21 protein-coding genes are annotated in these 24,358 nt (G+C 55.9%); 14 read left to right on the top strand and 7 right to left on the bottom strand.

Annotated features, from left to right (window positions below; all coding sequences use genetic code 11):
• Nucleotides 1-230: 230 nt before the first annotated feature.
• Both NFR25_RS00985 and NFR25_RS00980 read right to left on the bottom strand, forming a co-directional pair.
• Nucleotides 231-1,076, bottom strand: coding sequence for a hypothetical protein (locus NFR25_RS00985; RefSeq protein ID WP_251197386.1), 846 nt, complete (start codon nt 1,074-1,076; stop codon nt 231-233).
• The gene (locus tag NFR25_RS00980) at nt 1,073-1,345 is read right to left on the bottom strand and encodes a zinc-ribbon domain-containing protein (protein ID WP_251197385.1); all 273 of its coding nucleotides are present in this window, start codon (nt 1,343-1,345) and stop codon (nt 1,073-1,075) included. The genes NFR25_RS00985 and NFR25_RS00980 overlap by 4 nt, the downstream gene beginning before the upstream one ends.
• Before the next feature lie 166 nt (nt 1,346-1,511).
• On the opposite strand from NFR25_RS00980, the gene NFR25_RS00975 reads away from it, so the two are divergent.
• Nucleotides 1,512-2,459 carry a class I SAM-dependent methyltransferase gene (locus NFR25_RS00975; protein WP_251197384.1) on the top strand — a complete coding sequence of 316 codons (948 nt, stop codon included), beginning with the start codon at nt 1,512-1,514 and terminating at the stop codon, nt 2,457-2,459.
• Between the two features lie 39 nt (nt 2,460-2,498).
• Here the strand turns inward: NFR25_RS00975 and NFR25_RS00970 are convergent, their stop codons facing one another.
• Together NFR25_RS00970 and NFR25_RS00965 are read right to left on the bottom strand one after the other, a co-directional pair.
• Nucleotides 2,499-2,687, bottom strand: coding sequence for a hypothetical protein (locus NFR25_RS00970; RefSeq protein ID WP_251197383.1), 189 nt, complete (start codon nt 2,685-2,687; stop codon nt 2,499-2,501).
• A gap of 39 nt (nt 2,688-2,726) precedes the next feature.
• Nucleotides 2,727-3,365, bottom strand: coding sequence for a DUF4230 domain-containing protein (locus NFR25_RS00965; protein ID WP_251197382.1), 639 nt, complete (start codon nt 3,363-3,365; stop codon nt 2,727-2,729).
• Nucleotides 3,366-3,733: 368 nt separating this feature from the next.
• Here NFR25_RS00965 and NFR25_RS00960 point away from each other — a divergent pair, with 368 nt between their 5' ends.
• Nucleotides 3,734-5,026, top strand: a complete 1,293-nt coding sequence (locus NFR25_RS00960) for a CaiB/BaiF CoA transferase family protein (protein ID WP_251197381.1) — start codon at nt 3,734-3,736, stop codon at nt 5,024-5,026.
• Nucleotides 5,027-5,165: 139 nt separating this feature from the next.
• Here the strand turns inward: NFR25_RS00960 and thrH are convergent, their stop codons facing one another.
• Nucleotides 5,166-5,849: a bifunctional phosphoserine phosphatase/homoserine phosphotransferase ThrH gene (gene thrH, locus NFR25_RS00955; RefSeq protein ID WP_251197380.1), complete on the bottom strand. Its 684-nt coding sequence runs from the start codon at nt 5,847-5,849 to the stop codon at nt 5,166-5,168.
• A gap of 379 nt (nt 5,850-6,228) precedes the next feature.
• Here thrH and NFR25_RS00950 point away from each other — a divergent pair, with 379 nt between their 5' ends.
• The 5 genes from NFR25_RS00950 to NFR25_RS00930 all read left to right on the top strand — a co-directional run bounded on the left by NFR25_RS00950 (nt 6,229) and on the right by NFR25_RS00930 (nt 15,453).
• Nucleotides 6,229-10,002 (top strand): phosphoribosylformylglycinamidine synthase, encoded by a 3,774-nt coding sequence (locus NFR25_RS00950; protein ID WP_251197379.1) that lies wholly within the window; start codon nt 6,229-6,231, stop codon nt 10,000-10,002.
• Nucleotides 10,002-11,888, top strand: coding sequence for an elongator complex protein 3 (locus NFR25_RS00945; protein ID WP_251197378.1), 1,887 nt, complete (start codon nt 10,002-10,004; stop codon nt 11,886-11,888). The genes NFR25_RS00950 and NFR25_RS00945 overlap by 1 nt, the downstream gene beginning before the upstream one ends.
• A gap of 229 nt (nt 11,889-12,117) precedes the next feature.
• Nucleotides 12,118-13,797, top strand: a complete 1,680-nt coding sequence (ettA, locus tag NFR25_RS00940; RefSeq protein WP_251197377.1) for an energy-dependent translational throttle protein EttA — start codon at nt 12,118-12,120, stop codon at nt 13,795-13,797.
• Between the two features lie 99 nt (nt 13,798-13,896).
• The gene (locus NFR25_RS00935) at nt 13,897-14,760 is read left to right on the top strand and encodes a glycoside hydrolase family 25 protein (RefSeq protein WP_251197376.1); all 864 of its coding nucleotides are present in this window, start codon (nt 13,897-13,899) and stop codon (nt 14,758-14,760) included.
• Between the two features lie 156 nt (nt 14,761-14,916).
• Nucleotides 14,917-15,453, top strand: coding sequence for an HdeD family acid-resistance protein (locus NFR25_RS00930; protein WP_251197375.1), 537 nt, complete (start codon nt 14,917-14,919; stop codon nt 15,451-15,453).
• A 255-nt stretch (nt 15,454-15,708) separates the two neighbouring features.
• On the opposite strand, the gene NFR25_RS00925 is transcribed toward NFR25_RS00930, so the two are convergent.
• Together NFR25_RS00925 and NFR25_RS00920 are read right to left on the bottom strand one after the other, a co-directional pair.
• Nucleotides 15,709-16,530, bottom strand: coding sequence for a nitrilase-related carbon-nitrogen hydrolase (locus NFR25_RS00925; RefSeq protein WP_251197374.1), 822 nt, complete (start codon nt 16,528-16,530; stop codon nt 15,709-15,711).
• A 186-nt stretch (nt 16,531-16,716) separates the two neighbouring features.
• Nucleotides 16,717-17,094, bottom strand: a complete 378-nt coding sequence (locus tag NFR25_RS00920; RefSeq protein WP_251197373.1) for an Hpt domain-containing protein — start codon at nt 17,092-17,094, stop codon at nt 16,717-16,719.
• A gap of 90 nt (nt 17,095-17,184) precedes the next feature.
• Between NFR25_RS00920 and NFR25_RS00915 the strand changes: the two genes are divergently transcribed.
• The 7 genes from NFR25_RS00915 (at nt 17,185) to NFR25_RS00885 (ending at nt 24,248) form a co-directional block, all read left to right on the top strand.
• Nucleotides 17,185-17,526, top strand: coding sequence for a guanylate cyclase (locus tag NFR25_RS00915; RefSeq protein ID WP_251197372.1), 342 nt, complete (start codon nt 17,185-17,187; stop codon nt 17,524-17,526).
• Nucleotides 17,527-17,920: 394 nt separating this feature from the next.
• Nucleotides 17,921-18,916, top strand: a complete 996-nt coding sequence (locus NFR25_RS00910) for a C-terminal binding protein (RefSeq protein WP_251197371.1) — start codon at nt 17,921-17,923, stop codon at nt 18,914-18,916.
• A gap of 276 nt (nt 18,917-19,192) precedes the next feature.
• Nucleotides 19,193-19,861, top strand: coding sequence for an FxLYD domain-containing protein (locus NFR25_RS00905; protein ID WP_251197370.1), 669 nt, complete (start codon nt 19,193-19,195; stop codon nt 19,859-19,861).
• Nucleotides 19,862-20,055: 194 nt separating this feature from the next.
• Nucleotides 20,056-20,475, top strand: coding sequence for an XRE family transcriptional regulator (locus tag NFR25_RS00900; protein WP_251197369.1), 420 nt, complete (start codon nt 20,056-20,058; stop codon nt 20,473-20,475).
• A gap of 9 nt (nt 20,476-20,484) precedes the next feature.
• Complete coding sequence (locus NFR25_RS00895; RefSeq protein ID WP_251197368.1) at nt 20,485-21,960, top strand: serine/threonine-protein kinase; 1,476 nt, start codon at nt 20,485-20,487, stop codon at nt 21,958-21,960.
• Between the two features lie 182 nt (nt 21,961-22,142).
• Complete coding sequence (locus NFR25_RS00890) at nt 22,143-22,346, top strand: hypothetical protein (RefSeq protein ID WP_251197367.1); 204 nt, start codon at nt 22,143-22,145, stop codon at nt 22,344-22,346.
• A gap of 99 nt (nt 22,347-22,445) precedes the next feature.
• On the top strand, nt 22,446-24,248 hold the full coding sequence (locus NFR25_RS00885) for an ABC transporter ATP-binding protein (RefSeq protein WP_251197366.1): 1,803 nt from the start codon (nt 22,446-22,448) through the stop codon (nt 24,246-24,248).
• The last annotated feature ends 110 nt before the right edge of the window (nt 24,249-24,358 follow it).

Below are 24,358 nucleotides of genomic sequence, written 5' to 3'. Positions count from 1 at the left end.
CGTCACTTTAATGCGTTCCGCATTAAAGTGAACCTTAACGTTGAAGCTTATTCATAAAGAAATCCGCAGCTTTAGAAAAGTTTCCAGTCTTTATGATAACTGCAATACCGCCTACTGTAGCCGCAACGCGACTGGTCCATTTTGCACCATCCAGGACCATGTCACGGTGATGTTGGCAAACTGGAAGCTTGTAACTTGAAGGTAGTTCGCACTTACAAACCAAACAATGTTTACTCTTCTGTTTTTGATTCATTCGCATTGTCCATTTCATCCATGTCATTTTGTAAACCGCTATTAACTAGGTTGATCATCTGCGTGCCAGAAAGATCAAGCCGCTTAAAAGCACTTGACATATCTACTGCAATCCGATGGAAGCCATCAACGATGTCCTGCCGTTTTACGTCAGATTGAGAATTGATTTCTAGTAGCAGATCGCGACTACATAAATCATTATCATTCATAAACGAAGAGAGTTGTTCAAGGCATTCTCGAGCAGCTTCTGGCTCATCCAATAACGCATATGCCGCGTACTCGCTTCGAGCCATCAGTGTAATGCTGGCTAGTTCAGACAAGGCAGCATTGGCGTTATTGGCTTTTGCTTTGGTTGAGCCTTCACCAAGTTGTGAGATGCGAAGTATCAGATTTGCTTGCAGGCCGCAGCGTGATTCTGTTGCTGAGCTTGCTATGCTGAGCAATTGTATTTCGCGAAGCCGAGCATCTTTTATGAGAACGGCTTGCTGTAACTTGAACCAAACGCTCTCTGCTTCTGCGATACGATCAGCGTGGTTCTCCAAGCGCAATGCTTCTACATCCGCAGCTACTTGTTCAATTTTAGTAAGAACCTGCATCATAGTTAGTTGCATTTGTAAGCTAACTAGTGACGGGGCAATGTCTACTGGGAGATCTTCAATTTTCAGTCGCACCATTCCATAAACTCTATTGGTGTTGGGATCGCGCAACTGTGGCATGATGCGGCCGTGCTTGTCGGGCTTTAATGCAAGCGCTCCCTTCCTCAATAGTTCTTCAGCGGCTTTACTGAAGTCGGCAGTGTATTTCACTTCTCCGCGTGTCATCATTTTTTTATTGTTTCGTAAATTGCGGGAAAAAGTCGGGAGGCATTATCGGCATTAGTGATGAAATCAACGAGTTTCTCGTTGGTGTCCTTGGAGAGTAGCATCAATCCATTTTGCATAACGTCTGTTTCTGGTACAGCTAAGACGAAAGGGGTTTGTGCGATTGTCAAATTATTGATTGGAACCAACTTACCTGATGCTTGAAAACCACAATGAGGACAGACAAGAGCGCTATCAGAAATCTTTGAATGACATTCGGGACATTTTGGCATGTGGCAACCTTTCTTAACAAAGCACATTATACGCGCAGGATTAGAACTGAATATTGTTTTACTTTCGTGATGTTTTTAGTTGCAAGCAACGTAAGTCTCTACGTGGCAGATGAAGCATGGATATGCACAACGAAAGATCGGCCTAGTTCTGCTAGCATAGAAAATCATGAACCAAGAAACTGCGAACATATTGAACCGGATCAATGCTCGTTTTTATGAGGAAAATGCAGCATCGTTCTCGCAAACGCGAAGCACTCCATGGGAGGGCTGGCGTCGTTGTGTGGATGCTTGCAAACTTGAGCCCGATACCGAGGTATCGGTGCTCGACGTTGCGTGTGGGAATCTTCGTTTCGCAGCATTTCTGGTTGAAGAATACCCAGCAATCGACTGGCAGTTCTTTGCTGTAGACAATTGCGAATCACTTACCCATGCGAACCCAGCAATCGCCAGCAATGTTAACTTCACCTGCGAAGATATCATCGCTAACATGCTCGAGGGTCTTCCGCCGTTCGAGTCCGCGAATACTCCCGAGCTTGCGCAAAACGGCCCTTTCGACATCGTGGCATCCTTTGGTTTCATGCATCACATTCCCAGTTTCGAGTTGCGCGTTGAATTCCTTAAACATGCGCTCAACTATGTGAAACCCAACGGTCACCTGATCGTGTCGTTTTGGCAGTTCATGAACGACGAAAGCAAGCGCGAGAAGGTTGAGCAAACGCATACCGAAGCCCTTGAGTTCTATTCGCTCGAAGTGACTGAAAACGATCTTGAGCACAAGGCTGAAGGCCTGCATGATACAGCAGAGCCGCGTCCTGTTGTGATGCCCGACGCGCTCGACCCCGGCGACTATTTCCTAGGATGGAAGAACCTGCCAGGTCAATACCGCTATTGTCACCATTTCACCGATAAGGAGATCGATCTCCTTATCGGCCAAATCTCTGGTTACGCGACCCTTGTCGATTCCTTCACAGCTGACGGAAAAACGGGCGACCAAAATCGTTACGTTGTCCTTCGCCGCACTGAATGGCCTTCGGGATACTTTGAATCGATAGAACCGCTCGATATCAGCCGTCCAGCTGACCTTCCACCCGAGCCTGTTCAAGCTCTGGACTAGCTAAACCGCCCGCAGCTGCTCAATTGAAGCAACGCTGAGCTACTTGCCATCGCTTCTGAACCAAACGATCAAGGCTGCAAGCGAAATGAAGAAAACAGCGAATCCAACGCTTGCGCTGGACAACAGCAGCCCAAACACGAGCGCGATAATAGCCGCAAGAGGCACGGTGATCAGTACGGTACCGAGCATGGAAACCGTTTCACCAGCTTGCTTAGCAAAAGCAGCCATTTTGTTTTGCAGCTTATCGAACATGAGCCAAATCAGTCGCTATTCGCTAGTCGGCTCGGTTTCGCGCCAGGTGAATTCAACGTTGTAGCCATCGCCAAGCGCAGCCTCGAACATGTCGCGGATGTTCCGCTCTGCGTTCGCGCGAGCCTCATCATAAATGCCGCCGGCTGAAATTTCGTTCTCGCTTTGTTCGATGCATTGGCGCTGAAATTCGTCGATATTCTCCACTTTGATCGGATTCAAGAAATTGTTGTTCTCTTCCAACACACCAGACTTATCCATGTCGGGGGTGTTCGAGATGATGTAGGGCTGGTCCAGCTCAACTTTGATGGTGCTGCCAGTTGCAGAAAATTCGGCGTTTTCCAGATCCACGCCAACTTTGATCGTGCCGACAAAGCGATACCAAAAGCTGTTTTCAGTGAATGGGATATCGCAAATATCGAAGAAGGTTGCGCTATTGGTTGCCTTGTCTGTGATGTTGTATTGCTGCGACGCGCAAACCAACTCGTCCTGCGCGGTCATGCGATCGAAGACGACCGAAGGTGCAACATGGTCTGCATCGTTATTCGAATTGCCAGATTGCAGCAAGAAGAATGTTCCGCCAACGCCGATCACGATACCGACTATCAGACCAATGAACGCAAACTTGATTTTCCCGATGGTTCCTTTTCCAGCCATCAACTTACCTTCCTTTAGTTGAAGCAGGGGTTTGAATTGTAAAGCGCTGAAGCCCGTGCAGGCAAGAGTCCTACAAGAACAAGAGAAAGAACCCCGATTACTAACACAATTCGTGCGGCCACTAAATCAAGCTTCCCCAAAACCACCCACCAAGTCCCTATGCATTTCATTTTGAAACGCGCCCCAAACTACCACGAACAGTGTTTCAAAACCTGAACCATATTTGTTAGGCTCTATAGGAAGACGCACGAACCATCTTGAACGACACAAAACAGAGGGCGCGCAGGAGGCGTTGACCGTATGTAGCGAGAACCGCACCAGCTTGGAGCGGCAAGCAGCAGGGCATCCAGCGAGAAGGGGAGACAAGAATGACAGGGATCGAAGAGACAAAAGGCCTTGAAGGCATCAAGGTAGTTGAGCTGACCGGTTACGTTGCAGCGCCTGCCTGCCCGCGCATCTTGGGCGAAATGGGTGCGACCATCTACAAGATCGAACCGTTCTCGGGCGACGAATACCGCACGAACGGCCCAGGCTTTGGCATGGAGAAGACCGACATCGATGATCCCGCTTTTGACCTAGCCTCGATGAATAAGAACTTCCTTAGCGTTAACCTGAAGAGCGAAGCGGGCAAGGAATTTCTCGAGAAGCTTCTTGCCGATGCCGACATAATGATCACGAGCTTTCGCGATAAAGCGCTGGTGAAGCTGGGTCTCGACTATGAATCGGTGCACGCGCGCCATCCTCACTTGGTCTGGGCGCAGATGCGCGGCTATGGCGAATACGGCCCCGAGGCCGAGAGCAAGGGCTTCGACACCACGGCTTATGGTGCGCGTGGCGGCTTCTTCGCGTCGTTACCACAATCCGAAAACTTCCAACCCATCAACTGGCCAGCCGCTATCGGCGATTGGAACGCCTCCATGGGTCTTACGGCAGGCGTGCTGGGCGCGCTCGTTCGTAAGCTGCGCACGGGCGTGGGCGACAAGGTCACGGTCAATCTTTACCACTGCGCGCTTTGGGCCATGCAGATCATGCTGGCATCGTCGCAATTCGGCGATGTTTGGCCGAAGTCGCGCTACAACGTCACGTGCCCGACCAACAATTCCTATCGCACCAAGGACGACGTCTGGTTCATGATCTGCTACGGAAGCTATGACCTCTTCTTCGACCACGTCATGCGCTCGATCGGGCTCGACCAGTATATTGGCGACGAGCGCCTGAACAAGGCGAGCGTTATCAACGATGGCTCAGGTCGCAATACCGAAGTGGTGAAGATCCTGGAAGACCAGTTCGCCACACAAGATTGGGATTACTGGGAGAAGATCTTCAAGGAGAATGATTTTCCGTACCAGCGCCTGTACAAGAGCGAGGATATCCTCTCCGACGAAGAGGCTTACGCCAACGACGCTCTGCGCCGTGTCCACTACGACGCATTCGGCGAGAAGGTCCTACCCACTTCGCCTATCCGTTTCGGGAGCGTGGGCGATCCGGTGCTCTACAAGAGCCGCCCGATCGGCTACGATACTGCGCGCATCATGGGCGAATACGGTTACAGCGACGATCAGATAGCTCAGATGGATGGCGAAGCGGTGCTCTGTTACAACGGCCCTGAGATGCCTGATTCAGTCTTCGAACCCAGCTACGGCCCGCATTCGAAGCGCTAGGGCGCTCGCTCCTGGGTTTGGCTCCGATCGCGCTGGATCGTCAGTATTCTAAAAACTGGCTTGCATCAAAAAGGCCGTCTCGCACCTTGAACTAGACTTCAAGAGCGGGACGGCCTTTGTAGGCTCATGTCCGTTCGAGCTACTCTGCCAGCGCACCCTTTATAGCCGCCAGCAGGTCGTCGAACTCCTCGAAGGCCTGCAGGTCGGGATTCTCCGCGATGATGGCATCAGTGCTGCGGAACAGGAAGCCGTCCTTGCTCGCGCGGATCATGCCCAGGTCGTTGTGGCTGTCGCCCACCGCGATGGTGTCGAAGCCGCAGCTCTGCAGTGCTTTCACGGTGGTGAGCTTCGACTGGTCGCAACGCATGCGGAAGCCCGTGATCTCGCCATCAGGAGCAACGATCAGTTCGTTGCAGAACAGCGTAGGCATGCCCAACTTCTCCATCAGCGGCTTTGCGAACTGCGTGAAGGTGTCGCTGATCACGATCACCTGGCCATTATCGCGCAGCTCATCCAAGAATTCCTTCGCGCCTGGCAGCGGATCGATGGTGGCGATGGTCTCCTGGATCTCCTTGAGCCCGAGGCCGTGTTCCTTCAGGATGCCCAAACGCCAGTTCATCAGCTTGTTGTAGTCGGGTTCATCGCGCGTCGTGCGCTTCAGCTCGGGGATGCCGCTTGCCTCTGCGAACGCGATCCAGATCTCAGGAACCAATACACCTTCCATATCCAGGCAGGTCACGTACATGGTAAGTCCTTTCGTAAGTCGAGCTACACCCAAACCGCCAGCACCTTGCTGGCCCTTGACGATGCCGCCAATTGGCATGAGACCATGAAACCATAAATCATGCGCGCTACTCCCAAGACTTAGGCAACTGGGGAGCATTGGGGCAAGGGCGCTACGATCGATGCGGGAAAGCTCAATGACTTCGGCAGAGTAGCTGCGGCTGCAAGGGGTAGGTGCAGAATTTACTTCGAATAGCAAACTTGAAAAGACAGAACCAGCAAAGCTGGTTCGCATAATAATACTGGAGAGCGTCCCCAATCATGAGCAGGGTAGCGGGTAAATTATGCACCCTTGCCCTGCAGCCGCAGCGGACACCAAGAATTCAAGCAAGCGCGCCTGGTTCTCATGCGATTCACCCGCCCAAGGCTTTATCATAGGAACCAGCAACAAAACGCCTCGCCCAAGAAAGTAGGAGCCCATGGTCTCACGCGTCTATGTTGAAAAGAAGCCTGGATTCGACGTCGAAGCTCAGCAGCTGTTGCATGAGCTGCGCACCATCCTTGGCATCAATGATCTTGACAACTTGCGCCTGCTCAACCGCTACGATGTCGAAGGCATCACCGACGATCTCTTCGCCACCTGCACCCCCACGGTATTCAGCGAACCGCAGTCCGACACGGTCTATGACCAGCTCCCCGAAGCCCCCGGTGCCACCGTCTTCGGCGTGGAATTCCTGCCTGGCCAGTTCGACCAGCGTGCCGACTCGGCAAGCGAGTGCATTCAGCTCATCAGCCAGGGCGAACGCCCCGAGGTTCGCAGCGCGCGCATCTTCCTGCTCGAAGGCGCGCTCACTGATGAAGATATCAGCGCCATCAAGAATTACGTCATCAACCCAGTTGAAGCGCGTGAAGCTGCGCTCGAAAAGCCCAGCACGCTGAAGATGGAATTTCCCACACCCGAACCTGTTGAGGTGATCGATGGCTTCATCGACTTAGACGCTGCTGGCCTTCAGCAATTCATCGCTGATCGCGGCCTAGCCATGGACCTGGCCGACATCGAATTCTGCCAGCGCTATTTCGCCAGCGAGAAGCGCAATCCCACCATCACCGAGATCAAGATGATCGACACCTACTGGTCCGATCACTGCCGCCACACCACCTTCGGCACCGAACTTGAGAATCTACGCATCGACGACGCCCAGGTTCGCGAAGCCTTCGATAACTACCTGCGCATGCGCAGCGACCTCGACCGCGATTCTAAGCCCGTCACGCTCATGGACATGGGTACCATCGGCGCGAAATGGCTCAAAGACAAGGGAATTCTGAAGAACCTCGACGAATCCGAAGAGATCAACGCTTGCACCGTGAAGGTGAAGGTCGATGTTGATGGCGAAGAGCAAGACTGGCTCTACCTCTTTAAGAACGAGACCCACAACCACCCCACCGAGATCGAGCCTTTTGGTGGCGCGGCAACCTGTGTGGGCGGTGCTATCCGTGACCCGCTTTCAGGCCGCAGCTATGTGTATCAGTCCATGCGCGTCACGGGCGCGGCCGACCCGCTGGTTCCCGTGGACCAAACGCTGCCTGGCAAGCTGCCGCAACGTAAGTTGGTGACCACAGCGGCGTCGGGCTTTTCGTCCTACGGCAACCAGATCGGTCTGGCAACAGGCCAGGTCAACGAACTCTATCACCCTGGTTACGCAGCAAAGCGCATGGAGATCGGCGCAGTGGTGGGCGCAACCCCTGCGGCTGATGTTCGTCGTGAAACTCCCGCTCCGGGCGATGTTATCGTGCTGCTTGGCGGCCGTACGGGCCGCGACGGTATCGGCGGCGCAACTGGTTCGTCCAAGGCGCACAACCTTGAGTCCATCGAAACCTGCGGCGCGGAGGTCCAGAAGGGCAACGCCCCTGTTGAGCGCAAGATCCAGCGCCTGTTCCGTAACTCAGAAGCCAGCCGCATGATCAAGCGCTGCAACGACTTCGGCGCAGGCGGCGTGTCGGTGGCTATCGGCGAATTGGCCGACGGCTTGCAGATCGACCTTGACCGCGTTCCCAAGAAATATGAAGGTCTCGACGGCACCGAACTGGCTATTTCTGAAAGCCAGGAACGCATGGCCGTTGCGCTGGCCCCTGAAGATGTGGACCGCTTCATCGAACTGGCCCACAGCGAGAACCTGGAGGCTACTCCCGTGGCTACGGTCACCGCTGAACAGCGCGTGCGCATGACCTGGAACGGCGACACCATCGTGGACGTGAGCCGTGAATTCTTGGCCTCCAACGGTGCGCCCAAGCACGTCGAAGTGCACGTTGAAGAAGGTGGCGAGTATCTTCCCGAATGGCCTGGCAATACGCTGGCTGAGCGTATGATGGCGGTGGTCACCGACCTGAACGTGGCTTCGAACAAGGGACTTTCCGAGCGCTTCGACTCCACCATCGGCGCTGGCACGGTGCTCATGCCCTTTGGCGGCGAACACCAGCTCACGCCTTCCATGGCTATGGCTGCGAAGCTGCCTGTCGACGGCGAGACCACTACATGCTCGGGTATGGCCTGGGGCTTCAACCCCTATCTTTCTGAAGCGAACCAATACGAAGGCGCTTATCTGGCGGTCATCGAATCGCTCGCGAAGCTCGTTGCTGCAGGCTTCGAGCGCGCTAACGCCTACTATTCATTCCAGGAGTACTTCGAACGCCTGCGCGATGAACCTACCCGCTGGGGCAAGCCGGTCGCGTCGGTGCTGGGCGCGCTGATGGCGCAGGTCGACACTGAAGTTGGCTCCATTGGCGGCAAGGACTCCATGTCAGGCTCTTTCGAGCAGCTCGATGTGCCGCCCACACTCGTTTCCTTCGCAACCGCATGCGGCCCGATCGACCGTATCACGTCTCCTGAATTCAAGGGCGCGGGCAACCGCGTTGTGTTCATCTCGCCGGCTTATACAGAAGATGGCCTGCTTCCCGATGCGCAGGGCTTCCGCGATGCATGCAGCCTGGTCGAGGACCTGATCGGCAGCGGCAAGGCACTGGCGGTCTCCACGCCTGGATATGGCAGCTACGCCGAAGCGCTCTTCAAGATGTGCGTTGGTAACCGCATCGGCGTTCAGATCGATGGCACCGTGAACAGCGCGGCGCTCTTCGTACCCGCATACGGCAGTTTCATCGTGGAGCTGGATGCGGATGCGCAGATCCCTGAATCCTCCGATGTTGTTGAGGTGATCGAAGCAGGTATCACCACCGCAGAATACGAATTCGCTGTTGGCGATGAATCGGTCGCCCTGGCCGACCTGCAGGAAGCGTGGGAAGCCAAGCTCGAATCGGTATTCCCGTATCGCACGCTCGAAAACGAGGAAGCAACTGCTCAGGATGCCGCCGCGGCGGCCGTAGAAGATGCTGAAGCCAGCTCCATCGAGGCACTCAGCTTCACCGCGGAGGCTCCGCTGGTCTACTGCGGTTCGGTCGCGAAACCGCGTGTTGTCATCCCTGTCTTCCCAGGCAATAACTGCGAATATGACTCGGCCCGCGCTTTCGAACGCGCCGGTGCCGCACCCACCACGCTCATCGTGAACAATCTGAACCCGCAGGCGGTCATCGAGAGCACGAAGGCCCTGGCTGCGGCCATCCGCGAAAGCCAGATCGTCATGATTCCCGGTGGTTTTTCCGGCGGCGATGAACCCGATGGTTCCGCAAAGTTCATCACTTCGTTCTTCCGCGCGCCTGAAGTTACCGAAGCGGTACGTGATCTGCTGCAGAATCGCGATGGCTTGATGCTGGGTATCTGCAACGGTTTCCAGGCGCTCGTGAAATTGGGCCTGGTGCCTTACGGCGATATTCGCGAAATGGATGATACATGCCCCACGCTCACGTTCAATTCCATTGGCCGCCATCAGAGCATGCTGGTCGACACGCGCGTGGCATCAACGCTTTCGCCTTGGCTTTCGCTGTGCGAAGTGGGCGAGATCCACACGGTTGCAATCAGCCACGGCGAAGGCCGCTTCGTGGCGAGCCCCGAGATGCTCGAGCAACTGAAAGCGAATGGCCAGATCGCTACGCAGTATGTTGATGGCGCGGGCGATCCGTCCATGGACCTGGCGTTCAACCCGAATGGTTCTGTCTGGGCCATCGAAGGCATCACCAGCCCCGACGGCCGCGTGTTCGGCAAGATGGGTCACAGTGAGCGCAGTGGCGAAGGTCTCTACAAGAACGTTCCGGGTAATCTCTACCAGCCTATCTTCGAAGGCGGCGTTCACTACTTCGCCTAGTGGAAACCATCATTGCTGAAATAGTCGAGCGGCTGCGCAGTGGGGAAGAGCTTAGCGCAAAGGATCTGCTGCGCATCCTGAATGACCACAATCGCGAACTTCAGTCGAATGCACGCCACTATTCCAAGAAGAAGCTGCTGCCGTTCTACCTGCGTACCAAAGAACGCGCCCCTGAGATCTGGGCTGCGTGGAATATCACGCCTGAGCTCGAACAACAGCTTATCGCGCTGCTCCAAGTGAAGCCGCGCCGCAGCGCGTCAGGCGTGGCTACCATCACGGTCATCACCAAGCCTTGGAAGTGTTCGGGCGCGTGCATCTATTGCCCGAATGATGTACGCATGCCCAAGAGCTACCTGGCCGATGAGCCCGCATGCCAGCGCGCCGAGCGCAACTACTTCGATCCGTATCTGCAGGTCACTTCGCGCCTGCGCGCGCTCAACCAAATGGGCCACGTCACCGACAAGATCGAGCTGATCGTGTTGGGCGGCACCTGGAGCGACTATCCGCGTGAATACCAAGTTTGGTTCATCACCGAACTCTTCCGCGCCTTGAACGATGCGGATAGCGGAGCGCCTTCCGCAGATGGCCAGCCTCAGTCACTGGCCGATGTGAATGCCCGTGAGCGCCGGCATTGGTATAAGAAGTGTGGCCTTACCTATGATCGCGATGGGCTCATTGCTGCGACGGAAGACGTGCAACGCCGCGTGGACGATGGCGAGCTGACTTACAACGATGCCATCGCTGAGCTCTATGAGGGAAACGACGCATGGTGCACCATCACCGCCGCTCAGCGCGCCACTATGGAGGACCTCGAACGCGAACAAGCCGCTAACGAGCAGGCGAAACACCGTGTGGTCGGCCTGGTGGTCGAAACGCGCCCTACTACTATCAACACAGAGGGTCTCACGCACCTGCGCCGCCTCGGCGCGACCAAATTGCAGATGGGCATCCAGAGTCTCGATCCGCGCATCCACGAACTAAACAAGCGACCCTCCACCCGCGAGGATCTGGCTCGAGCGCTCGATCTCACGCGCTTGTTCGGCTTCAAGACGCACACGCATTTCATGGTGAACCTGCTTGGCGCTACGCCCGATACTGATCGTGAAGACTTCCGCGCGTTCGTGAGCGAGACTGCCTTCCAGCCCGACGAGATCAAGCTCTATCCTTGTGCGCTGGTGAAGGGCACGGAATTGTGCGCGCACTACGAAGACGGAACCTGGCAGCCTTACGATGAAGAGACCCTGGTGAACGTGTTGGTAGATGATGTGCTGGCCACCCCTGGATTCACGCGCATCTCGCGCATGATCCGCGACTTCTCCGCCCATGACATCATGGCGGGCAACAAGAAGGTGAATCTTCGTCAGCTGGTAGAAGCAAGAGCGGAAGAGCGCGTGCAAGATGCGAGCTCGAAAGCTTGCGAAATAGAGGAATCGATCACCGGAGGCATCCAAGAGATCCGCCATCGCGAGATAAGCACTCAAGATGTCGAGGTGGGGGAGTTGCGCCTCGAAACGATTCCCTACGAGACCATTTCGACCCACGAATTCTTCCTTCAATGGGTAACGCCCGAGAACAAGATCGCTGGTTTCTTGCGCCTTTCGCTACCCAAGCCCGAAGCCTTTGAAGCCTACGACAATTTGCCCGTTTCCGCTGATGAAGCCATGATCCGTGAGGTACACGTCTATGGTCGCGTCTCCAGTCTCCACCAGTCTGGTTCCAGCGCCCAGCATCGCGGTCTTGGCAAGTCTCTCATCGAGCGTGCTTGCGAGATAGCCCGCTCCCACGGCTATAAGAAGCTCAACGTGATAAGCTCCGTGGGCACCCGCGCTTATTACCGTGCTCAAGGCTTCACCGACGGCGCCCTCTACCAGCAGCGCACCCTCTAACCAAAACTTCGGGGACAGGTCCTAAACTGTCCCGGACAGAAGGGGGACAGGTCCCAAAGTGTCCGGGACAAAAACGGACCCGTCCCCAAAGTGTCCCAGACAGTAAAGCATCCGGCCTCGAACTGCCGCTTGTCCTACACCGAATGACCGCCCGCTGCACACACGAATCCTCGCCTCGGCAGGTACAATTTCATTCACGAACTTATTACCAAGTGGAAGAGAGCAATTCATGGCGGAATTCGTCTACCAGATGCATCAAGCGCGCAAAGCGCACGGCGACAAGGTCATCCTCGATGATGTCACGCTCTCCTTCTATCCCGGCGCGAAGATCGGTGTGGTCGGTCCCAACGGTATGGGCAAGTCCACGCTGCTGAAGATCATGGCTGGCCTCGAGGATGTCTCCAACGGCGAAGCGCGCCTCACCCCGGGCTACACCGTTGGCATCCTGCAGCAGGAGCCGCCGCTCGATGAAGACAAGACCGTCCTTGAGAACATCCAGCAGGCCTTCGGCGACGTGCTGGCCAAGATCGACCGCTTCAACGAGATCGGTGCTGAAATGGCCGATCCCGACGCGGATTTCGACGCACTCATGGCTGAAATGGGTGAACTGCAGACCGCCATCGATGCCGCCAATGGTTGGGACCTGGGCAGCCAGCTCTCCCAAGCCATGGATGCGCTCCAGTGCCCCGACCCTGACATGCCTGTCTCGGTGCTCTCTGGTGGTGAACGCCGTCGCGTGGCGCTTTGCAAGCTGCTCCTAGAAGCTCCTGACCTGCTGCTTCTGGACGAGCCCACCAACCACCTCGATGCAGAATCCGTCCTCTGGCTCGAACAGTTCCTCTCGCGCTACCCTGGTGCGGTGCTGGCTGTCACGCACGACCGCTACTTCCTCGACAATGTGGCCGAGTGGATCTGCGAAGTCGACCGCGGCTCGCTCTTCCCGTACAAGGGCAATTACTCGACGTATCTCGAGACCAAGGCGAAGCGCCTGGAAGCACAAGGTCAGCAGCAGGCGAAACTGGCCAAGCGCATGGAGCGCGAACTCGAGTGGGTGCGCTCGTCTCCGAAAGCTCGCCAGGCGAAGAACAAAGCGCGTCTCGAGCGCTACGAGCAGATGGAAGCCGAAGCGCGCAGCCAGAAGAAGCTCGACTTCACCGACATCCAAATTCCCGTCGGCCCGCGTCTGGGTTCGAAGGTGCTGAAGGCCGAACACTTGCACAAGGAATTCGACGGCCGCGTGCTCATCGACGACCTTTCGTTCGACCTGCCTCGCAACGGCATCGTCGGCGTCATCGGCCCGAACGGCGTGGGCAAGACCACCCTGTTCAAGACCATCGTCGGCTTGGAGGACCTTACAAGTGGCAACCTCGAAGTTGGCGAATCCGTGCAGATCTCCTACGTTGACCAGAACCGCGAAGGTATCGACCCTGACAAGAAATTGTGGGAAGTGGTCTCTGGCGGTACCGATTATATGCGCGTGGGCGAAACCGAGATCCCCAGCCGCGCCTATGTGGCGAGCTTCGGATTCAAAGGCTCCGACCAGCAGAAACCCGCGGGTGTGCTCTCGGGTGGCGAACGCAATCGCCTGAACCTGGCACTCACGCTGAAGCAGGGCGGCAATCTGCTACTGCTTGACGAGCCTACCAACGACCTCGATGTCGAAACGCTCTCCAGTTTGGAAGAAGCGTTGCTGAACTTCCCGGGCTGCTCGGTGGTGGTCAGCCACGACCGCTGGTTCCTCGACCGCATCGCCACGCACATCCTGGCATGGGAAGGCACTGACGAAAACCCTGGCAACTGGCACTGGTTCGAGGGTAACTTCGAGGCTTACCAAAAAGATCGCGAAGCGCGTCTTGGCCCTGAGGCTTCTAAGCCGCATCGCATCCACCGCAAGCTCACCCGCGACTAAGTATCATTTCGGGGACAGGTCCCAAACTGTCCGGGACAGAAAGGGGACAGGTCCCGAAGTGTCCGGGTAGTAAGGTTTTAGCTCGATAAGGATCAATCTTTGTTTGGTCGTTCACGACAGAATATTTCGCATAGAAGCCCCCGCGGCTCGGTGCTCGACCGCGCAACGCAAAGCGAGCCTTTCGCCATCATCGCGCTGGTGGTGTTAGTGGTCGCGCTCGTGGCAGTGGCCATAAATTCGGCGCTGTTCCCCCGCGAAACAGAGAGCGCGAACTCCACGGCTTCGGCCTACAACTGGGACTACTTGCACAAAGAGGATGGCCGCTTCGTCTACACCGTTGAGGGTAAGCCGCAGTCGCGCACAGGCGTGGACGTGTCGGAACATCAGGGTTACATCAATTGGAACGCGGTGCGCAACGATGGCATCACCTTCGCCTTCGTGCGGGTGGGCACGCGCGGCTTGACCAGTGGGAAGCTTTCGCAAGATAACTATTTCGAGTACAACGTGGAAGCCGCCGCGCTGGCGGGCGTGAAGGTGGGCGCTTACTTCTACTCCCAGGCAACCACCGAAGAAGAAGCGCGCGAAGAAGCCGATTTCGTCATCGAACGCTTGCGCGGATGCGATATCTCATACCCAGTGGCCTACGATCACGAGCGCATCAGCGGCATGACCGGCCGCGCCGACGACCTTTCGCCCGAGCAGATGACGAAGAACGCCGAAGCCTTCTGCACGCGCATCCAGGAAGCTGGCTACACGCCCATGATCTACGGTAGCATGAAGGACTTGCTACGATACAACCTTACTGACCTGGCTAAATTCAACATCTGGCTCGCGCAATACGACGTGAATTCCCCGACCTTCAACCAGTACTTCAGCATCTGGCAATACACCAACAAAGGCTCCGTTGCCGGTATCGACGGCAACGTAGACCTGAACATCCAATTCCTCGGCTCCGAAGACTAAAGCGCAGAATGGGGACGGGTTCATTTCTGTCCGGGACACTTTGGGGACAGGCTGCGATACCTCGGTAACAACTGGTTAGCAGATTCGCGCTCAGCCCGCGAAAGCTCTCGTGTGCGCGTTATGCTCGAATCAACGACCCCAACCCAAGGAGGCCCCATGAGCTCCTTCATGAACATAGTAAGATCCAACATCGTCGCCCAAGCGATCGTCTCGATCATCGTCGGCCTGCTGCTGATGTTCTGGCCTGGCCTCACCATCGTCACGGTGCTCTATCTGGTCGGCGCGATCTTCGTGGTCATGGGTGCATCGTCGCTCATCAGCTACTTCCGCGAACCGGTGAACAGCCGCGAAACTGGCGTGCTCGCCACGGGCGTGTTCTTCCTCATCATCGCGCTGATCGTGTTCTTGTTCCCGCAGGTTATCGCTGGATTCTTCTCGCTGGTGCTTGGCATCCTGCTGGTGTTGTGCGGCGTGGTGAATGCGGTTCGCTCGCTCGAACTGCGCGCCGCGGGCCACACCTCGTGGATCGTCACGCTCGTGATCAGTGCCATTATCGCGATCGGTGGCATCGTCATCATCGCGAATCCATTCGAGACCACCTCGCTGTTCGTCTTCGCTCTTGGCGCGATCATCTTCGCAAACGGCATCATCGATCTTGCCATCGAGCATCTAACGAAAAAGGCCCAAGCCTAACTGGGGACGGGTTCAATTCTGTCCCGGACAAAAAGGGGACAGGTTCAATTCAGCCACGGCCAGCCCCTCCCAACCTGCAGAGGCTGCAAGGTGAGGGCAGAGGGAAGGGTCGTAGATTCATTCTGAATGCTAACTTGAAAAGCAGAAAGCGACCCAACGGGTTGCTTTCGTGTAAACAGTGCATGAGGCAGTGCAGCGCATGAGCCCGAAGGGCGAACAGCGGAACGGATGAATCCGAGACCCTTCTCTCTGCCCTCAGCTTGCAGCCTCAGCCCCGAGACCGTTCGCTGCAGTATAAACATCCACCCGCCGATGCTCGAATACCGGCATTCGCTCGTAGACTTCTTTGCGCAGGTCAATATCGATCTCGCACGTGACCAGCTCTTCCCCAGGGCCACCGCACGCAACCAAGATCCCATACGGATTCGCCACCGCGCTCTGTCCGATATAGCCTGCATCCGCGCGACTCACGCCCACGCAGAACAACTCGTTCTCGATAGCTCGCGCCGCCAGCAGTGTATGCCACTGCTCGGCCTTCGTCTTACCATCGACCCACGCCGCGGGATACACCAGTACATCGCACCCGCGTAACGCCGCCGCGCGCGCCTGTTCGGGAAAACGCAGGTCATAACAGATAGCAAGCCCTAGCTTTCCGAAAGGCGTTTCGATGGGCTCGAAGAATTCATCGCCTGCCGCCATGCGATCGGACTCATGAGTGAAATCGGTATCGAACAGGTGGACCTTGCGATAGACCCCACGCTTTTCACCAGTGCTATCCACCACCACCGCGGTGTTGAACGGTTTGCCCGCGGGATTCATCTCGTTCAGCGTGTAGATCATCCAGAGCCCATAGCGTGCAGCGATCGCATCGACTGCCTGCGAAAATGCTCCATCGAGCGGCTCAGCTTCGCGAATGAAGGCGCCTGCATCCTGTTCGTAGCGGCTCATCAACGATTCAGGGAACACCAACAGGTCGACGCCTCGTTCGGCGGCTTCGGCAGCGAACCGATCCACCACGGCAACAGCATCGCCATCTTCTGGATGTACCGTCTGTGCCAGTCCCAAGACCATCTTCATGATGAACTCCCCTCAAAGAGAAGTGGACAAAACGGGGGCAGCCCCATCCTGTCCACATTCAACGTCTAAACCTGCAGGCCAGGCAGCGTGCGCCTGCGTCCTTCTCCGCAGCTGCATCCGCATCAGCCTCTGCAATGATCGATTCGTCCACCGACATCACTGCCGATGCCCCTGACCGATCGCGCGTTAAGCAAGCCCCTGCCAATAATCGAGGCCAGCACGCACGCTCTTGTCTGCTGCTCCGATCGCATCGATCAGTGCACGAGCGCCCTCGGGGTTTCCACCGGTCAGCTCATCGCACGCTTGAGCCGCAAGCGCATACAGCGTTGAGAACGAAAGATTGCCCGCCACACCTTTCAGCGTGTGCACGCGCGTATAGGCGGTGTCGAAATCGTCCAGCGCCATCGCTTCAACGAAGCCCTTGTAATTCTCGTCCACAACATAGTGCGCGGAAAGTTGCTTGTAGAGCGCAGCATTGTCCATCATGCGCTCCATCGCATTGGCATAATCGATGCCATATTCAGCGAGCGCCGCAGTCAGTTCAGCAGATCCTTGATCGGTCATAGTTGTCTCCGTTGTTAGCGAGCATTTCAAGTTATCGAACATAAATTATAATATGAACGCGCCGCACAACGTGCTGAAAAGGAGAAACCCATGGCGATCATCGCTCGCTTGCTGCAATCGACACCACTCGTTATCGCGCTGGTCGTGCTTGCCGTAGTGGTCTATTTCTTCGTGGCATGGCTGCGCTCGCCGCTGCGCGCGAAAGAGATCCTCATCAAATTATTCACGGTGCTCACCATCGTGCTATCGGTCGCGTTCGGCCTGGCTTCTCTTTATGCGTTCGCCGAACACAATATGAAGGTGCTTGAGATAACGGGGTCGTTTCTAGTGGTCGCCCTCGTGGCGCTTGGCATCACGCGCTTCTGCCGCTGGCGCTTCGTGCGCAATCACCCTCAATACAAGAACAAAGCCCTTCCCACCAAATACCTTTAATTGCCCTTTGGGGACGGGTTCATTTCTGTCCGGGACAAAAAGGGGACAGGTTCAACCGTGCACGGTGCTGCGGGTGTAAGGTGAGCGTGCAGAACTTACTCTGAACACCAATTTTCAAACCAGAATTCAGCAAAGCTGAATTCGCGTAAAAATGCATGAGGCAGTGCAGCGCATGAGCCCGAAGGGCGAACAGCGGAACGGGTAAGTTATGCACGATTACCTTGCAGCCACTGCACCCCGGCAGATTTCCAATAGCGCCGCTTCCCGTATTACGAATCCGCTACACTTCGCTCGCTAGCACGCCGCTCTCGCTCCAAGCGCGTACGATAGCAACCAAGAAACAACAAAGATACAACCAGGGATCGATCACCCTCGTGCGAAAAAGGAGCCCCTCATGGCAAAGATAGTCGTCCTCGATAGCGACCAAGAAGATCTCACCCTCGAGAAGAACATGGTCGAGGCTGCCGGCCTTGAATTCGGCCGCTTGCAAGAACGCGAACCCGACGCGATCATCCGCGATTGCGCCGATGCCGATGGGATCATCACCGCATACGGCCAGTTCACCCGCAAAGTATTCGAGTCGCTCCCGCAGCTCCAGGTTGTCTCGCGCGCGGGTGTTGGCTACGACACGGTCGACCTCGACGCTGCCACTGAATATGGTGTTGCGGTCTGCAACGTGCCCGGCTACGCCACCGAAGTGGTGTCCGACCACGCCATCGCCATGGCTATGGCCATCCTGCGCCGCCTTCCCGAACTCAACGCCGATGTGCACGCCGGTATCTGGGACTTCACCCGCCATCGTCCGATGGGACAGGTCTACGGCCGCACGTTCGGGGTAGTCGGAATGGGCGACATCGGTCGCGCAGTTGCGCGTAAGGCCTACGGTCTTGGTTTCAAGGTCATCTGCTGGTCTCACTCGCTCGTGCCGGGCCGTCGTACGCCCGAAGGCTACGAGATCGTTTCCTACGAAGACCTGCTGAAACGCTCCGACGTGGTCAGCTATCACACCGCTCTGGTACCTGCCACGCATCACCTGCTGAACGCCGACAACATCAAGCTGCTGAAGCCCGACTGCATCGTCATCAATACCTCGCGTGGTGCCGTGATCGATACAAAAGCGGTGGCCGCTGCGCTTGAAGCCGATGCGATCTGGGGCGCTGGCCTCGACGTATTCGAGGAAGAACCGCTTACGGCTGATGACCCCATCCTGAAGGCGCCCCATGCGCTGCTCACTCCGCATGCTGCCTACTGGTCCGAAGAGGCTGGTCTCGAACTGCGCACCCGCACTGCGCAAAACGCCATCGATGTGGTCACTGGCATTGAGCCCCATGACTGCCTCAACAAGCAAGTCTTCAACGCCGAAGGCAAACTCAAGAAGCTCGCAAAATAACCCAAATACTTCGGGGACAGGTCCGTTTTTGTCCCGGACACTTTGGGGACAGGCCAGCAGGCGTGGACCTCGCCGGCAGCTGGCTATTCAGCGCTACCATCCCACCACAGCTTTCACCCGCCCTTCATTAGCTGCGAGCTAATGTTTTCTCCTTTCGAAACCGATAGGCTTTTGCCTGCTGACTACACGCAACACCAGCGGGCAGCCCACTTGCACCTGCTCGCGCTTCGTTGTGTCAGTCAGTTCGTTACCCTGTCGATCAAGAAAGAGGAACCTATGTCCAACGACGCGAAAAACAAAGCCAATAATGCTACCACCCCTGCAACACCAGACCAAAAACCACCTAAATCTGCAGCAGCTATCACCGCTCTTGTTTTGAGCATTGTTGCGATTGCGTTGTCGTTGCTCCCGATCATCAATAATTTCGCTTTCCTCTTGGCTATTGTGGGTCTAGTGTTCGGTATCGTCGGAATTGTTGGTATCAAGGGCGGAAAGAAATCTGGCATGGGCATGGCTGTTGCTTCGGTTGTTATCGCTGCAATTGCCCTTGTTGCAGTCCTGGGTTCTCAAGCTATGTACGGTGCAGCGCTTGATAGCGCCTCGAATAGTCTCGATCGAATGACTGGCGATGCCACTGAAGAGATTCTTGGAAATGATGTTGAAGTTGCTTTCGGCACCTACAAACTGAAAAAGGGAAGCTACGGTGTCATTGAAAGTGAACTGCCAGTGAAAGTGACGAACCTCACTGATGAACGTGAGTCCTATTGGATCAAGATCGAAGCTACCGATGAAGCTGGCAATCGTATTGAGGATGACACGGTCATCGTGAACGATCTTGGTCCAGGTCAGAGCCAGACGATGAAGGCTTTCTCGCTGGTAACTTCTGATCATTATGACGCTATGAAGACCGCACAATTCACAATCGTAAGCGTATCAGCGTACTAACTTGTAGATCAGCGCTACAAGGGTGGGTCAAGCAGATTTTCCACGCATTGGCTCGCTCGTTAACTCGCGACCACTATCTCTATAATGAATTGGTGGCTTATATCGCAGATGCCTTATGGATGCGTTTAGCACCGAATCTCGCTTAACGCATCCACCACCTTTACCAGATATTCGCTGCCGAAGAAGGGCTCCACATGCAAGAGATACTCACAGAAGAACTCCTTTCCGAACTCCTGCTTTCCACTGATCCCCAGGACTTCCTGGAGAAGTATGGTATCGGCACACGCAGTCTCTCCGAATATCTTCAGGCGCTCCTTGAGGAAAAGGGCCTGCGTCGCATCGATGTGATCCATGATGCCGATCTCAATGAGACCTTCGGCTACCAGATATTCATGGGCCAGCGCAAACCTTCCCGCAACAAGATTCTTCAGATCGCGCTCGCGATGGGTCTCACGCTCACCGAGACCAATCGCTTGCTCCAAGCGGGCGAGGCGAACACTCTCTACTGCAAGGATCGCCGCGATGCCATCATCCTGTTCTGCATCGAGAAGCATTATCCGTTGCACAAGGTCAACGAGGAGCTCTACCGCTTCGGCGAAGACACAATCTGCTAACATCTTGGCATGAGCAAAGATGAGCTAGAAGAATACCTCGGCGCGCTTGATCGTCGTGATTGTTATCGGGTGGATGCCGTCCTGAAGGACTCGCCCGTAGAACGAACCGAGCGTGTTTTCTTTCAAGGAAACAATGGCTCAGAACTAGGCCCGTTCGTTCGCAAGGTCTTTCCCATCGAGTCAGGGCAAGGCGGCGTCTATGCCAAGATATTCCGCGCTCAGCAAGCAGGTAAGCGACTTGCGCATATCCAGCATATCCATGAATGCTATTCGACCGATTCTACTGTTGAAGTCGTGGTGGATTATGTTGAAGGGCAGACTCTTCAAGAATATGTTGAAGAAAACGGGCCTTCCGTAGAGCTTGCAAGCAATGTTTTCCCTGCGCTTTGCGATGCGGTCATCGAATTGCACGAAGCCTTTGACCCGCCCATCATCCATCGTGATCTTACTCCTGCAAATATCATTGTTTCCGCAGGTGGAATCACGGTCATCGACCTAGGTATAGCTCGTTTGTTCAGACCAGGCGCGATACGCGATACGGTCTATCTCGGAACGCGTGATTTTGCTCCGCCCGAGCAATTCGGTTTTGCGCAGACTGATATACGAACTGATGTTTATGCGCTCGGAAAAATTCTCCTTTATTGCCTAGAAGGGTCGAACAACGAAGAAGTATCTAAGGTCGAAGAGCATGCGAGTGGTCATTCGATAGAAGGCATCACCTATCCTGATGGCACAGAGCAGCCCAAGGTCGATCCGTTCATCGCGCATGTGATCGCTCAAGCAACCAACCTCGATCCCGAAATGCGCTATGGCTCTGTAGCTCAGATGAAGGAAGCCTTTCTGCACGCAATGGATCAGCAAGATGCAGCACTTGAAGCACAGGTGAAGGCAAATGCTACTACGGGTGTGCACTTCGAAGATGAAGATGCACGATCGAGAACACCGCAACCGAATTTACCTGAGCCCAACACCGAAGACCTTGTTGATGTGGTGCAGCCTATACCTTCAGTTCCGTCTGAAGAGCTGCCGAAGGTTTCGTCCGATGAAGTTCCTGGTGCGAATACTTCACATGTTCAAGCGAAGCCTTCGAAGAAGATGTATGCGCTGGCAGTGGCCATCACGTTCTTTCGCGAAGCAATCGCGCATATTCCAAAAGCACTCGGTATTGTCTGGGATGTGATCGTTGGTCTTGCATGGCTTCTCATCCTTGCTGCATCGTTCATGCTCATATTCAACGCAGAAGGTGAACTTGCGGCTGTGCCGCTTTGGTTCCGTGCGGTCGAAGTGTTCGGTATTGCGTTCATCCCGTATACGATAGTGTCCTATTATGTGCTTGACCTGCGTCTTATTCGAGAAGAATTCCCAAGACTAAGCCTGCCTTCTCGCAGAAAGACCTGGTACCTTCTTCCTGCTATCGTGATCACCATCTGGCTCGCGGTTTATATCATTGCCGCTGCTTGCGGTTTCGCCCAGCCCACGAACTAAAGGGGACAGGTCCAAAACTGTCCGGGACAGATTGGGGACAGGCCGGCGCGTCTCGTCCTTGCCGGCAGCCTCTTCGCAGCCAGCGTTCTGCCCTCAAATGCTCTTCGGCGGTGCGCTCGCCTCCGCCTATCCTAGCGCCGCCCAAGGTGCTACACTTGCAAACAAGCAACGAAAGGGGAGCGATGGCACTCACCACCGAACAGAAAGACCTGCTGAAGAAGCTCGGTTTGCCAACGAATTTCAAGAGCCTCTCGACCGACGATCGCCTCGAGATCGACGCAGCGATCAGCGATGAACTACTCGAAAACGGCATCGACAAATCTGGCGAAGGCCCCAACGCTCACGGCCGCCTTTGCGAGTCCATCCTCGAAGCCCTCGAAGACTAGTCGCTCGGGCAAAACAAGGACCCCAGACTGTCCAGGACACCTTGCTTCCGTCCCCGCCGCGAACCCCTCTACGAACCCTCTCAACCCCGAAAGCACCTCATGCCTCAACCCAGCACCAACCTCCAAGATCTCACCACCATCAAGCGCACCCTCTACTTCTTCTGGAAGGTCACGAAGATGCGCCCGTGGCCCTTCATCCTGGGCATCATCGCTACCATCGGCTTCGTCGGCCTGCTCACCTACGCGAACACGTACGTCATGTCGCTCATCGTCGACCGACTCCAGATCGGCTCGGTGGCCGCTGACCAGGTGTGGGATGTCTTCGGCCCCTACATCATCGCGCTGATCATCGTCAACATCGTCGGGCAGCTCTGCTCGAAGCTTCAGGACTACGCCATCTTCAAGACCGAGATCAACGGCAACTACAACCTGGCGCGCTTGTGCTTCAACACGCTCTCGAACCAGTCCATGACCTTCCACACCAACCGCTTCGGCGGCTCGCTCGTTAGTCAGACCTCGAAGTTCATGACCTCCTATTCGCTCCTGGTCGAGACCACGCTGCTCTCGCTGCTGCCCACGGTCATCGCAATCGTTTGCACCATTTCCATCCTCGCGCCCATCGTGCCCAGCTACGTGGCGGTGCTCACGGTCATGCTCGTGCTCTACATTGCAGTGGCCTACATCATGTTCCGCAAGATCACGCCCCTTTCCGCCGCCGCGGCATCGGCGCAGAACAAGGTCTCGGGCGTCCTTTCCGATGCCGTCACCAACATCCTGGCGGTGAAGACGTACGGCCGCGAAGACTATGAAAGCCAGCTCTTCACCGATGCCACCCTCGAATCGGTCCGCGCCGACTCCCGCAACATGCGCGCCACCCTGAAGCGCGGCATCATGACCAGCTCGCTCATCGTCATCATCATGTCCATCGTCTCGGTCTTCACCGCCGGCGGTAACGCGTGGTTCGGCATCAGCGCTGGCACGCTGGTGATGATGTTCACCTACACCTACAACCTCACCCAGCGCTTCAACATGATCAACTCCATGCTCTCGCGCCTGAACAAGGTCTTCGGCGATGCTTCGGAGATGACCCGCATCCTCGACGAACCGCGCCTGGTCGCCGACGTCGACAACGCCCAGCCCCTGAAGGTCACCGAAGGCAACATCGACTTCGAACACATCGGATTCACCTACGAAGATTCCGCGAACACCACACCCGTCTTCACGGATCTGAACCTCCACATTCCGGGAGGTCAGCGTGTTGGCTTAGTGGGGCTTTCTGGCTCAGGAAAGACTACGCTCACGAAGCTGTTGCTGCGTCTCTCTGATGTTCAGCAAGGTGAAGTGCTCGTGGACGGGCAAGATATCTCGAAGCATTCGCAGCAGAGTTTGCGCAGGCAGATCGCTTATGTGCCTCAGGAAGCGCTGCTCTTCCATCGCAGCATCTTCGAGAACATCGCGTACGGCAAGCCTGATGCCTCACGCGAAGAAGTGATAGAGGCCGCCAAGCGCGCCAACGCGTACGACTTCATCCAGGCGCTGCCCAATGGCTTCGACACCATGGTGGGGGAGCGTGGCATCAAGCTTTCGGGCGGACAGCGTCAGCGCATCGCCATCGCACGCGCCATCCTGGCCGATGCGCCTATCCTGGTGCTTGACGAAGCCACGAGCGCGCTCGATTCCGAAAGTGAAGCTGCAGTTCAGGAAGCACTTGCGAACCTGATGCAAGGTCGAACGGCTATTGTAGTGGCCCATCGCCTCTCAACGGTGGCGTCGCTCGATCGCATCGTGGTGCTCGACGATGGACAGATCGTTGAAGACGGCACCCACGAAGCCCTTATCGATGCAGGCGGCGAATACGCCAACCTCTGGAACCGCCAGACCGGCGCCTTCCTCGACTCCTAATGGGGGCGGGTTCAATTCTGTCCGGGACAAAAAGGGGACAGGTTCAAGGCTCCTCCGTCCCCGAAGTGTCCTGCGCAAACCAAGCGCGGACAAAAAGCTACGCCCTCCAT

The organism is Anaerotardibacter muris (assembly GCF_943192915.1).
Taxonomy (GTDB): Bacteria; Actinomycetota; Coriobacteriia; order Coriobacteriales; family Eggerthellaceae; genus Anaerotardibacter; species Anaerotardibacter muris.
Note: the sequence above shows the minus strand (reverse complement) of the source record. Positions and strands in the feature narration are given on the sequence as shown.

Coding starts and splice junctions, on each gene's coding strand:
- NFR25_RS00985 (WP_251197386.1), bottom strand. CDS start 1,076: ATGATGACACGCGGAGAAGTGAAATACACTGCCGACTTCAGTAAAGCC.
- NFR25_RS00980 (WP_251197385.1), bottom strand. CDS start 1,345: ATGCCAAAATGTCCCGAATGTCATTCAAAGATTTCTGATAGCGCTCTT.
- NFR25_RS00975 (WP_251197384.1), top strand. CDS start 1,512: ATGAACCAAGAAACTGCGAACATATTGAACCGGATCAATGCTCGTTTT.
- NFR25_RS00970 (WP_251197383.1), bottom strand. CDS start 2,687: ATGGCTGCTTTTGCTAAGCAAGCTGGTGAAACGGTTTCCATGCTCGGT.
- NFR25_RS00965 (WP_251197382.1), bottom strand. CDS start 3,365: ATGGCTGGAAAAGGAACCATCGGGAAAATCAAGTTTGCGTTCATTGGT.
- NFR25_RS00960 (WP_251197381.1), top strand. CDS start 3,734: ATGACAGGGATCGAAGAGACAAAAGGCCTTGAAGGCATCAAGGTAGTT.
- thrH (WP_251197380.1), bottom strand. CDS start 5,849: ATGCCAATTGGCGGCATCGTCAAGGGCCAGCAAGGTGCTGGCGGTTTG.
- NFR25_RS00950 (WP_251197379.1), top strand. CDS start 6,229: ATGGTCTCACGCGTCTATGTTGAAAAGAAGCCTGGATTCGACGTCGAA.
- ettA (WP_251197377.1), top strand. CDS start 12,118: ATGGCGGAATTCGTCTACCAGATGCATCAAGCGCGCAAAGCGCACGGC.
- NFR25_RS00930 (WP_251197375.1), top strand. CDS start 14,917: ATGAGCTCCTTCATGAACATAGTAAGATCCAACATCGTCGCCCAAGCG.
- NFR25_RS00925 (WP_251197374.1), bottom strand. CDS start 16,530: ATGAAGATGGTCTTGGGACTGGCACAGACGGTACATCCAGAAGATGGC.
- NFR25_RS00920 (WP_251197373.1), bottom strand. CDS start 17,094: ATGACCGATCAAGGATCTGCTGAACTGACTGCGGCGCTCGCTGAATAT.
- NFR25_RS00915 (WP_251197372.1), top strand. CDS start 17,185: ATGGCGATCATCGCTCGCTTGCTGCAATCGACACCACTCGTTATCGCG.
- NFR25_RS00910 (WP_251197371.1), top strand. CDS start 17,921: ATGGCAAAGATAGTCGTCCTCGATAGCGACCAAGAAGATCTCACCCTC.
- NFR25_RS00905 (WP_251197370.1), top strand. CDS start 19,193: ATGTCCAACGACGCGAAAAACAAAGCCAATAATGCTACCACCCCTGCA.
- NFR25_RS00900 (WP_251197369.1), top strand. CDS start 20,056: ATGCAAGAGATACTCACAGAAGAACTCCTTTCCGAACTCCTGCTTTCC.
- NFR25_RS00895 (WP_251197368.1), top strand. CDS start 20,485: ATGAGCAAAGATGAGCTAGAAGAATACCTCGGCGCGCTTGATCGTCGT.
- NFR25_RS00890 (WP_251197367.1), top strand. CDS start 22,143: ATGGCACTCACCACCGAACAGAAAGACCTGCTGAAGAAGCTCGGTTTG.
- NFR25_RS00885 (WP_251197366.1), top strand. CDS start 22,446: ATGCCTCAACCCAGCACCAACCTCCAAGATCTCACCACCATCAAGCGC.